The organism is Micromonospora sp. KC606 (genome assembly GCF_004348675.1).
GTDB lineage: Bacteria > Actinomycetota > Actinomycetes > Mycobacteriales > Micromonosporaceae > Micromonospora.
The window spans coordinates 1-10,709 of the sequence record NZ_SMKN01000196.1; the positions used below are offsets into that span (position 1 = coordinate 1).

Annotated in this window: 9 protein-coding genes; 3 read left to right on the forward strand and 6 right to left on the reverse strand. The window is 73.6% G+C overall.

Annotated elements, in window-relative coordinates; all coding sequences use genetic code 11:
• Positions 1-44 precede the first annotated feature (44 nt).
• From E1193_RS25590 to dnaK, 5 genes are all read right to left on the reverse strand, one after another.
• Complete coding sequence (locus tag E1193_RS25590; protein WP_132185741.1) at positions 45-254, reverse strand: hypothetical protein; 210 nt, start codon at positions 252-254, stop codon at positions 45-47.
• 232 nt (positions 255-486) lie between these two features.
• Positions 487-924 carry a MerR family transcriptional regulator gene (locus E1193_RS25595; protein WP_132185742.1) on the reverse strand — a complete coding sequence of 146 codons (438 nt, stop codon included), beginning with the start codon at positions 922-924 and terminating at the stop codon, positions 487-489.
• Between the two features lie 31 nt (positions 925-955).
• A complete protein-coding gene (gene dnaJ / locus E1193_RS25600) occupies positions 956-2,143 on the reverse strand; it encodes a molecular chaperone DnaJ (RefSeq protein ID WP_132185743.1) in 1,188 nt (395 codons plus the stop codon).
• 79 nt (positions 2,144-2,222) lie between these two features.
• Positions 2,223-2,954 (reverse strand): nucleotide exchange factor GrpE, encoded by a 732-nt coding sequence (grpE, locus tag E1193_RS25605; RefSeq protein ID WP_132185744.1) that lies wholly within the window; start codon positions 2,952-2,954, stop codon positions 2,223-2,225.
• Positions 2,955-3,002: 48 nt separating this feature from the next.
• Positions 3,003-4,862, reverse strand: coding sequence for a molecular chaperone DnaK (gene dnaK, locus E1193_RS25610; RefSeq protein WP_132185745.1), 1,860 nt, complete (start codon positions 4,860-4,862; stop codon positions 3,003-3,005).
• Positions 4,863-5,072: 210 nt separating this feature from the next.
• On the opposite strand from dnaK, the gene E1193_RS25615 reads away from it, so the two are divergent.
• The 3 genes from E1193_RS25615 to E1193_RS25625 are packed head-to-tail and all read left to right on the forward strand — an operon-like array spanning position 5,073 to position 9,852.
• Positions 5,073-6,905: a GTPase domain-containing protein gene (locus tag E1193_RS25615; protein ID WP_132185746.1), complete on the forward strand. Its 1,833-nt coding sequence runs from the start codon at positions 5,073-5,075 to the stop codon at positions 6,903-6,905.
• The gene (locus E1193_RS25620) at positions 6,902-8,584 is read left to right on the forward strand and encodes a GTPase (protein WP_132185747.1); all 1,683 of its coding nucleotides are present in this window, start codon (positions 6,902-6,904) and stop codon (positions 8,582-8,584) included. Before E1193_RS25615 ends, E1193_RS25620 begins: the two co-directional genes overlap by 4 nt.
• Positions 8,585-8,625: 41 nt before the next feature.
• The gene (locus tag E1193_RS25625; protein WP_132185748.1) at positions 8,626-9,852 is read left to right on the forward strand and encodes a hypothetical protein; all 1,227 of its coding nucleotides are present in this window, start codon (positions 8,626-8,628) and stop codon (positions 9,850-9,852) included.
• Between the two features lie 94 nt (positions 9,853-9,946).
• On the opposite strand, the gene E1193_RS25630 is transcribed toward E1193_RS25625, so the two are convergent.
• Positions 9,947-10,516, reverse strand: a complete 570-nt coding sequence (locus E1193_RS25630; RefSeq protein ID WP_243707892.1) for a phosphatase PAP2 family protein — start codon at positions 10,514-10,516, stop codon at positions 9,947-9,949.
• Positions 10,517-10,709: the final 193 nt, after the last annotated feature.

Genomic DNA, 10,709 nt, shown 5'->3' on the forward strand with positions numbered 1-10,709 from the left:
GGCCGGGACCCCCCGTGGGTCCCGGCCCGCGCGCCCGTGGATCGTCAGCGTTCCGATCCACCCTGCCCTCGGCGTCCCGCCTCCCTGCGCGCCTGGTCGATGCCGTGGTCGACCTGGTCGGCGAACCTGCCGTTCTTGATGCTGTCAGCAAGGCGCCCCTCGGTCAGCCGGTCGAACCTCTGCCGGGCGTTCTCGGCCACCTGTTCGAGCCGGTCCTCCGCCTGCTGGGCGGCCCTCTTCGCCGAGTCCGTCATGGCTCCCCCCGCCATCGGAATCCGGATCGAATCCGGTTGGACCTGATTTTGAGGCTAGCGGAGGCGGTCAGCCGGCGCGGGAAAACCCACAACCGGCCCGCACCCCATTGTGGCCGGCTCCAGCAACGGCATGTAGCGGTGTCCCAGCACTGGAACACCGCCATTCGCGCCAATCGGAGTGGTCCGGTCCGGATGCGCTCGCGGTCCTGCAGGCGTGCGCCGAGCCGGCGAATCAGCGGTCGGTACGGCGGGGACGCCACACCACGAGCGCCGTCGAGGTGCGGTTGGTCGGCACGAGATCACCACGCGGGAAGCCGCCCAACGCCTCCAGTTCGGCGATCCGCCGGTACGCCGCGTCCAGTTCCGCCTCCAGCCGGGCCACCCGCTGCTGCGCCTGCTCCAGCAGGCGTTCCAACGCGATGATCCGCTTGACCCCGGCCAGATTCACGCCCTCGTCCTGGCTGAGCCGCTGCACCTCGCGCAGCAGCACCACGTCGCGCACGCTGTACCGGCGCCCGCCCCCGGCAGCCCGGCCGGCCTGCACCAGGCCGAGCCGGTCGTACTGGCGCAGGGTCTGCGGGTGCATCCCCGCCATCCGCGCCGCAACCGAGATCATCAACACCTTGGCCTCGTAGGCAGGGTCATCCGAACCGACGAACCCGTCCGACATCCCGCTCACCTCCGCACCCGGTCCACCCCGGTCAACCAACCCGACGCAACCGCGCGTCGAGATGTTCCCGTGCCGCCGGCGGCGTCTGCGCCGCGAACGACTCCAGCGCCGCCCGGGCCTCGTCCGACACCGTCGCCGGCACCAGCACGTCGAGCGTGACCAGCAGGTCACCGGCCCGGCCGTCCCTGCGCACCACGCCCTTGCCACGGGCCCGCAGCACCCGCCCCGATGGCGTACCCGGCGGCACCCGCAGGGTCACCGCGCCGTCGAACGTGGGCACCCGCAGGTTCGTGCCGAGCACCGCCTCGGCGAAGGTGATCGGCACGGTCAGGGTCAGATCATCCCCGCTCCGCCCGAACAGGTCATCCGGGCGGACCTTCACCTGTACGAACAGGTCACCCGCCGGCCCGCCGCGCTCGCCCGGCTCACCCCGGCCGGCCAGCCGGATCCGCTGGCCGTCAGCCACCCCGGCGGGGAAACGCACGTTCAACGTCCGGGTCTTGGTCACGCCGCCGGTGCCCTGGCACTCGGGGCACTTCTCCTCGACCACCGTACCCACGCCCTGACAGACGCGGCACGGCTCGGAGAAGCTGAACGACCCCTGGTCGCGGGTGGTCATCCCGGTGCCCTGGCAGATCGGGCAGACTGTCGGCCGGGTGCCGGGCTTCGCCCCGTCGCCGTGGCAGGTGTCGCAGAGTCCGGGGGCCCGCAGCGTCAGCGGCAGGGTCACTCCGCGTACCGCGTCGTCGAAGTCGAGCACCACCTCGGTCTCGATGTCCCGACCCCGAACCGGTCCCCGGGTGCGGGCCGCCGGGCCGCCGGGCCCACCGCCGGAGAAAATCGAGCTGAACAGGTCGGTGAAGCCGCCGCCGCCGAACCGGGTGTCCCCGCCGGCCGCGCCGCCAAACAGGTCGGAGACGTCGAACGGCGCGCCCCCGCCGGGCTGGCCCGCGCCGCGGGCGCCACGGCGGAACGCGCCCGAGCCGAACAGCGAGCGCATCTCGTCGTACTCGCGGCGCTTGACGTCGTCGCCGAGCACCGCGTACGCCTCGGAGACGGCCTTGAACCGCTCCTCGGCCTTCGGGTCACCGGGGTTGTGGTCCGGGTGGGACTCCCGGGCCAGTTTCCGGTACGCCTTCTTGATCTCGTCCGAGGAGGCGGACTTCTGCACGCCGAGCGTGGCGTAGTAGTCCTTCTCGATCCAGTCCTTGGAACTCACCGGTCCACCTCCTTCGCGATGTGGCCCGGTCGCCCCACCCGCCGTGCTCCTGCGGGCGGGGCGACCGGATGGTCGTGCACTACTCCGGGTCGGCGACCGCGACCAGCGCGGGCCGCAGCAGCCGCTCCCCGAGCAGGTAGCCCCGTCGCATCACCTGGACGCAGGTCGGCGCGTCCACGTCGGCCGAGGTCTGGTGCGCGACCGCCTCGTGCCGGGTCGGGTCGAACGGGTCGCCCTGCTCGCCGAAGGCGCTGAGCCCGAACTTGCCCAACGCGGTGGTGAGCTGCTCGGCGACCGTGCCGAACGGCCCGACAAGGTCGCCGTGCTCGCGGGCCCGGTCGAGGTCGTCGAGAATCGGCAGCAGCGCGGCGAGCACCGAGCCGGTCGCCTGTTCCTGGACCAGACCGCGGTCGCGATCCACCCGCTTGCGGTAGTTGGCGTACTCCGCCGACACCCGTTGCAGGTCCCGGGTCCGCTCGTCGAGCTCGGCCCGGAGGGCCCCCAGTTCGGCGCCGAGCGGCGCGGCGGCCTCCCCGGCCGGCTGGGCCGGCGCGTCGACCACCGGCGGGCCGGAGACCGAGGTCGCTTCGACCTCGATCTCGTCGACCACGACCTCGCCCTCCTCGACCAGGCCCTCGGCCGGGGCGTCCGTCCCGGCGTCGGCCGCGGCGGGCGTCTCCTCGGTCCTGCCGAGCTTGCGGTTGTTGCGGATGACGACCCGCGGCTCACCGCCGGTCTGCTCGGCGGGCCCGGAGCCACCCGGCGCCGACCCGGTGGGACCCGGGTCGGCGGCTCGTGGCTTCTCCGTCATGCGACTACCTCGATCCCTTAGCCGTGAGTCCGTGTACGGGACGGACCGTCACTTCTTGTCCTCGTCCACGATCTCCGCGTCGACCACGTCGTCCGCCCCGCCGGCCTTCGGGCCGCCGGTCGTGCCCGCGCCCGCGCCCGGACCGGCCGCGCCGGGCTGCTCGCCCTGCTCCGCCTGCTGCGAGTAGAGCAGCGATCCGGCCTGCTGGGAGACCTGGGCAAGCCGCTCGTGAGCCGACTTGATCTTCTCGATGTCCTGGCCGCCGAGCGCGCCGCGCAGCTCGCCGAGGGCTTCGTTGATCTGGTCGCGGTTCTCGCTGGGCAGCTTGTCACCGCTCTCGGCGAGGAACTTCTCGGTCTGCCACTGGAGCGCCTCGGCCAGGTTGCGGGTCTCCGCCTCCTCGCGCCGGCGCTTGTCGTCCTCGGCGTGCTCCTCGGCGTCCCGGCGCATCCGCTCGATGTCGTCCTTCGGCAGCGAGGAGCCGCCGGTGATCGTCATCTTCTGCTCCTTGCCGGTGCCCAGGTCTTTCGCGTGCACGTTCACGATGCCGTTGGCGTCGATGTCGAACGTGACCTCGATCTGCGGGACGCCGCGCGGCGCCGGCGGCAGGCCGGTCAGCTCGAAGGTGCCGAGCTTCTTGTTGTACGCGGCGATCTCCCGCTCACCCTGGAAGACCTGGATCAGCACCGACGGCTGGTTGTCGTCGGCCGTGGTGAAGACCTCGGAGCGTTTGGTCGGGATGGTGGTGTTGCGCTCGATCAGCTTGGTGAAGATGCCGCCCTTGGTCTCGATGCCCAGGCTCAGCGGGGTCACGTCGAGCAGCAGGACGTCCTTGACCTCGCCCTTGAGCACACCGGCCTGGAGGGCGGCGCCGACGGCGACGACCTCGTCCGGGTTGACGCCCTTGTTGGGCTCCTTGCCGGTGAGCTGCTTGACCAGGTCGGTCACGGCCGGCATCCGGGTCGAGCCGCCGACCAGGATGACGTGGTCGACGTCGGAGATCTTGATCCCGGCGTCCTTGACGGCCTGCTCGAAGGGGCCCTTGCAGCGGTCCAGCAGGTCCTGCGTCATCCGCTGGAACTCGGCGCGGCTGAGCGTCACGTCCAGGTGCAGCGGGCCGGCCGCCCCGGCGGTGATGTACGGCAGGTTGATGTTGCTGGTGGTGGCCGCCGACAGCTCGATCTTGGCCTTCTCGGCGGCCTCGCGGAGCCGCTGCAGGGCCATCTTGTCCTGCGACAGGTCGATGCCGTGCTCGCCGCGGAAGGTCTTCACCAGGTGGTCGATGATCCGCTGGTCCCAGTCGTCGCCACCGAGGTGGTTGTCGCCGGAGGTGGACTTGACCTCGATGACACCCTCGGCCAGCTCCAGCAGCGACACGTCGAAGGTGCCGCCGCCGAGGTCGAAGACCAGAACCGTCTGCTCCTTGGAGCCCTTGTCCAGCCCGTACGCCAGGGCCGCCGCGGTCGGCTCGTTGACGATCCGCAGCACGTTGAAGCCGGCGATCTCACCGGCCTCCTTGGTGGCCTGGCGCTGGCCGTCGTTGAAGTAGGCGGGAACGGTGATCACCGCGTCGGTGATCTGCTCGCCCAGGTACGCCTCGGCGTCCCGCTTGAGCTTCATCAGCGTGCGCGCCGAGATCTCCTGTGGGGTGTACTTCTTGCCGTCGATGTCGACGGTCCAGTTGGTGCCGATCTCCCGCTTGACCGAGCGGATCGTCCGGTCCGGGTTGGTCACCGCCTGCCGCTTGGCGACCTCACCGACGAGCACCTCGCCGTTGCGGGCGAACGCGACGATCGACGGGGTCGTCCGCGAGCCCTCAGCGTTGGCGATGACGGTGGGCTCACCGCCCTCGAGAACGCTGACGCAGGAGTTCGTCGTGCCGAGGTCGATACCGACCGCACGTGCCATCTTCGCTTCCTCGCTTCGTAACGATGAGCAGGTCGCAGGGCCTGCCCGGCGGGGCCGCCCGCAGCGACCACACCACAAGTTGAGTGAACTTGGCTCAATAGTGCCACGCCTCGCGCAAATCGCAAGTCGGGGTTGAGTCGACCCGACGCAACCCCGACCGTTATTACCGTCTGGTTGTCTTCTTCAGCATCGGTCGGGCACGCTTTAGCGGTGACGACGCAAGGCGATCCCGCCACCCGGTCCGGCGCGCCCACTGTCGCCCGCACCGGGTCGCCGGACGCCGCGCAGGGCGGGTCCGGCTCCGCCGGGGACGGCCTTCCGGCAGCGCTTGCCGGGCTGCGGGCCGCGATCGGCGCGGCCCGGTTCCCGCTCACCCTGCCCTCGGCCGAGCCGGCCCGGCGCACCGCCACCGCGCTGGCCGACCAGCTCGACGACTACCTGCTGCCCCGCCTCGTCCGGCTCGACGCGCCGCTGCTGGTGGTCGTCGGTGGCTCCACCGGCGCCGGCAAGTCGACCCTGGTCAACAGCCTGGTGAAGGCGCGGGTGAGCGCAGCCGGCGTGCTGCGCCCGACCACCCGCTCACCGGTGCTGGTCTGCAACCCCGCCGACTCCTCCTGGTTCCGGCAGGGGGAGCTGCTGCCCGGCCTGACCCGCACCAACGAGCCGGGTGAGGACCCGGGCACCCTGCAACTGGTCAGCGCGCCCGCGCTCCCGCCCGGGCTGGCCTTCCTCGACGCGCCCGACATCGACTCGGTGGTCGACGCCAACCGGGCCCTGGCCGGCCAACTGCTGGCCGCCGCCGACCTCTGGCTCTTCGTCACCACCGCCGCCCGGTACGCCGACGCCGTCCCCTGGGAGCTGCTGCGCAGCGCCCGCTCCCGGGGCGCCGCGATTGCCCTGGTGCTCGACCGGGTGCCGCCGGAGGCCACCGACGAGATCACCGCCCACCTGTCCGAGATGCTCGCCGCCCAGCAACTCGACACCGCACCGCTCTTCGTTCTGCCGGAGACCTGGGTCGACGGCCAGGGTCTGCTGCCCGAGCGGGTCACCGCACCGCTGAGCGACTGGTTCGCCGGGCTGGCCGCCGACGCCGACGCCCGGGCCGCGGTGGTCCGGCAGACCCTGGACGGCGCGCTCGCCTCGCTGCACCCCACCGTCGAGGCGCTCGCCGAGGCCGCCGACGAGCAGACCGTCGCCGCCGACGCGCTCGACGAACGGGTTCGCGCGGCCTATCGGGGGGCAGAGCGGACAGTGGAGGTCGGCCTGAAGGACGGCCGGCTGCTCCGCGGCGAGGTGCTGACCCGCTGGCAGGAGTTCGTCGGCACCGGCGAGTTCTTCCGGACGGTGGAGGCGCGCATCAGCCGGCTTCGCGACCGGCTCGTCGCCGCGGTAACCGGGCGACCCGCCGCCCCCGCCGCCGAGCTGCGCAACGCCATCGAGTCACAGCTGGTCACCCTACTGCGCGCGGTCGCCGCGGAAGCCGCGGAGAGCGCTCACACCAGCTGGAAGGCGCACCCGGCGGGGGCAGCCCTGCTCGTGCCGGAGCTGGCCCATCCCTCGCCCGACCTGCCGGAGCGGGCCGAACGGCTGGTCCGGGACTGGCAACGCGGCGTGCTGGAGCTGGTGCGCACGGAGGGCGGCGACAAACGGTTCGTGGCCCGGACGGCCGCATACGCGGTCAACGCCACCGGCCTCGCCGTCATGATCGCGGTGTTCGCCTCGACGGCGTTCGTCCCGACCGGGCTGGAGGTGGCCGCCGGAGCGGGCACCACGGTCGCCGCGCAGGGCGTGCTCCAGGCGATCTTCGGCGACCAGGCCATCCGTACCCTCGCCAACAAGGCCCGGTCCGACCTGCTGGACCGGGTGCGGACGCTGTTGAGCGACGAGGCCGCCCGCTACCTGGCGCGCATCGACGAGGCCCGCCCCGGCGCGGACACCGGCGCGGAGCTGCGCCGGGCCGCCGACCGGGTCGAGGCGGCCCGCCACCGCAGCGGCCTCGCCGACGGCGAGCCGACCGCCCTGCCCGTGGGAGACCGCCGGTGACGGGCATCACCGGCCGGCTGAGCGAGGCGTTCCGGGGTGACCAGGGGGTGCACGCCGAAACCCTGGTCAGCCGCCTCGACGCGGTCCGTCGGTTCCTCGACGCGGTGGACGGGCAGGTTCCCGACTCCCGGCTCGTCGCCGCGCACACCCTGGTCGAACGGGCCGCCACCCGGCTGTCGCTGTCCCGGGACCACACCGTGGTGGCCCTCGCCGGTGCCACCGGCAGCGGCAAATCCAGCCTCTTCAACGCCCTTGCCCGACTGGAGCTCTCCCCGGTCGGGGTGCGGCGGCCCACCACCGGCGTCGCCCACGCCTGCGTGTGGGGGCCGCTCGACGGCGCGAACCGGCTGCTCGACTGGGTCGGCGTACTGCCCCGGCACCGGTTCGTCCGGGAGAGCGCGCTCGACGGCGACGACGAGTCCGCCCTGCACGGGCTGGTCCTGTTGGACCTGCCCGACTTCGACTCGGTGCAGCGGTCACACCGGCTGGAGGTGGACCGGCTGCTCGGCCTGGTCGACCTGGTGGTGTGGGTGGTAGACCCCCAGAAGTACGCCGACCGGGTGATCCACACCAGTTACCTGCGCGAGTTCCACCGGCACCGGGACGTCACCCTGGTCGTGCTCAACCAGGCCGACCGGCTGCCCCCGGCGGAGCTGCCCCGGGTCGTCGACGATCTGCGCCGTCTCCTCGACGCCGACGGGCTGGCGGGGGTGCCGCTGCTGGCCACGTACGCGATCGAGCCGGCGGGCATCGTCGGGCTACGGGAGGCACTGGAGCGTACGGTCGCCGAGCGGCAGGCCGCACTGCGCCGCCTCGCCGGCGACGTGGACACCGTCGTGACCGCCATGGGCGAACTGGTCGGGGCGCAGGCGCCCGGGGACGCGCCGGACCAGGCGACCGTCCGTGCGCTGGACCGGGCCCTGGCCGGGGCGGCCGGGGTCCCGGCGGTGGCGGAAGCGGTCGAGGGAGCGTACCGGCACCGGGCCGCCGGGGCGACCGGCTGGCCCGTGGTGCGCGGTTGGCGGAGGCTCCGGCCGGATCCGCTGCGCCGGCTGCACCTGCCCGGCCCGGCGCGGGACGCCGACCGGCCGGCGGAGAGCCTCGTCGCCGCGACCTCGGTGCCCGACCCGACGGCCGCGCAGCGGTCCGCCCTCGGGCTGGCGGTCCGGCAGGTCGCCGACCGTGCCGGGGACGGCCTGCCCGCGCCCTGGCCGAAGGCGGTGACCACGGCTGCCCGCTCCCGCCTCGGCGACCTGCCGGACGCGCTGGACCGCGCGGTGGCCGGCACCGACCTGGGCCTGGACCGCCGACCGGTGTGGTGGCGGATCGTCGGTGGCCTGCAGTGGCTGGTGTCCCTCGCCGCAGTGGCCGGGCTCGGCTGGCTGGTGCTCGGGTACGCCCTGCGCGCGCTCGGGTTGCCGGCGCTGGACACCCCGAGGGTGGGCGAGGTGCCACTGCCCACGCTGCTGCTGCTGGGCGGTCTGCTCGCCGGGCTGCTGGTGGCCGGGGCGAACCGGCCGGTGGTGCGTTGGGCGGCCCGCCGCGCCCGGCAGCGGGCCGAGAAGCGGCTGGCGGCGGCGGTGGCCGAGGTCGGCGCGGAACTCGTGGTAGCCCCGGTCCGGGTCGTCCTGGGCCGGTACGGGCAGGCCCGCGCGGCACTGCGGGATGCCGGCCGTTGACCACGGAGCGCCGGAGCGCCGGAGCGGCGTAGGGTCGGTTCATGGCCACGCCACAGACCCCCTACGAGGCGGTGCTGCACGCCGCCCGCGACGTGACCCGCCTGGACTGCGCCCTCGACGCCGAGATGCTCGGCACCGCCCTGCTGGGCAGCGTCTACGCGATCGCGGAGGCCGACCGGGAGCGGGCGGTCCGCGAGTTCGTCGCCGGTTTTCTGACCGCCACGGCCCGGCGTCGCACCGCCGCCGCGACCACCATCCGTTCGGTCTTCGCCGCGCTGGTGCCGGACGCCGAGGGCGCCGCGAAGGTTCGCCCCGGCACCCGTGCCCCGGCCTGGTCGGGCCAGCTCGGCCGGGTTCACCTGACCGGCACCTGGGCGTACGGCGACGTGTACGGCGACCAGACCTCCTACCTGGCCACGTTCGCGTACGACGACGCGGCGGGTGGCCCCGAGCACGCGCTGGTGGCGTTGGTCGACCACAACATCGGTATCACCAAGGACGTCTTCGTCGGTGGCCCCGCCGAGCGGATCCTCGACCAGGTCCGGCAGATGTGCGCCAGTGACGAGCTGACCTGGTTCCGGGAGGAGGACCCGGCCCGGATGCACGGCGAGGTGAGTCGGCACCTGGCGGTCACCGACGACCTCGGGGAGCTTCCCGCCGAGGGTTCGCTCGCCACCGACCGGGCGCTGGTCGGGGCGCGGCTGGCACTGCTGCCCGGGGCGCCCGCAGACACCACCGTCTGGGACGCGGAGCCGCTCACCGGTGACGAGCGGGCCAACCTCGTCCGCGCCTTCCTCGCCTCCCCGGAGGCGGCCCGGTTCGGGCTGGACACCCTCGACGGCGACGCGGAGCTGGCCTCGCTGCACTTCTGCCTGGGTCTGCTCTTCGACCACGCGGCGAGCTTCCCGGACGCCGACCCGCTGCGCTGGAGCCCGGCGATGGTCGGCCTGTTCCTGCTGGACTGGGTGCACCGGCGGGCCGTGCTGGACATGGACGACGCGGCGATGCTGCCCCGGGTGCTGCGGGCCTGGGCAGGGTACGCGGCGCGGCGGCGCGGGCTGCCGGAGCAGGCGGCCACCCGGACCGACGAGATGATCGAGGAACTGGTGCCGGAGTTCGCCCGGCTCTACTCGACCGGCGAGCGGCGCAGCCCCGCCACCGCGGCGGTGGCCCAGCTGATAGCGGACGGCGTCGATCCGGACGACCCGGCAGCCCTGGATGCCTGGTTCCAGGCCAACCGCCACCACCTCACCGACGACACCCCCTGACCATCGTCGATCGTGAAGGTGCTGCCGCCAGCGGGAGGCGGCACCTTCACGATCGACGCAGGGTGAGAGCCGGTCGCGCTGCGCCGGATCCTGCTCACTGTCCGGCGAGTGCGGCATAGACGCCACCCGCCACGAGCGCGCCCACCACCCCACCCACCACGACCTGCGGCACCGTGTGGTCACGCAGCCGCACCCGGGACCAGCCCGCCAGGACTGGCAGCGGCGCGGCGGCCAGCAGCCGGGGACCGAAGGTCAGCACCAGCACCACCACCGTCCCGGCCGCCACGGCGGTGTGGATCGACATTTTCCACCAGTGGCTGACCGTCACCGCCACCACCAACCCGACCACGCCGGCCGTGACCAGGGCGAGGACCGGGCGCGGGGCGCCGAGCGCGGCGAGCAGCGCCAGGCCGGCCGCCGTAGAGGCCAGGCCGAAGAGCAGGGGTACCCGCCGCTGCTCCCGCACCCCCACGTGGTGGTCGGTGAACCGCCCGCGCCGCACCCCGCCGAGGATGTACGCGAGCGGGATGCCGCTGGCGAAGAGGGTGGCGAGCAGGCCCCAGGCCAGCCCGTGCGCACCGCCGGCGGCGTGCCAGCCCACCAGCACGGTCAGGATGCTCACCAGCACGGCCGGGGCGGTCAGTTCGGTGACCAGCCGGGCCAGCCGGGCGGCCGGGCCCGGCGGCGCGACGACCGGGGTGCCGCCGCCACCGTTCCCGTCGACCCCGCTCAGCGCCCCGTCCCCGATCCGTTCCAACCGACCGTTTCCGGGCCGGCTCCGGCCGCCGGGCGTACAAGCCCGGTCAGCTGGCGTCGCCCGTCACCGTACCGTCCGGGACGGGGGTGTCGTGGGTGGT

What these genes read in the sequence shown, in the direction of transcription:
- E1193_RS25590 (WP_132185741.1), bottom strand. Translation starts at nt 254, where the DNA reads ATGACGGACTCGGCGAAGAGGGCCGCCCAGCAGGCGGAGGACCGGCTC.
- E1193_RS25595 (WP_132185742.1), bottom strand. Translation starts at nt 924, where the DNA reads ATGTCGGACGGGTTCGTCGGTTCGGATGACCCTGCCTACGAGGCCAAG.
- grpE (WP_132185744.1), bottom strand. Translation starts at nt 2,954, where the DNA reads ATGACGGAGAAGCCACGAGCCGCCGACCCGGGTCCCACCGGGTCGGCG.
- dnaK (WP_132185745.1), bottom strand. Translation starts at nt 4,862, where the DNA reads ATGGCACGTGCGGTCGGTATCGACCTCGGCACGACGAACTCCTGCGTC.
- E1193_RS25625 (WP_132185748.1), top strand. Translation starts at nt 8,626, where the DNA reads ATGGCCACGCCACAGACCCCCTACGAGGCGGTGCTGCACGCCGCCCGC.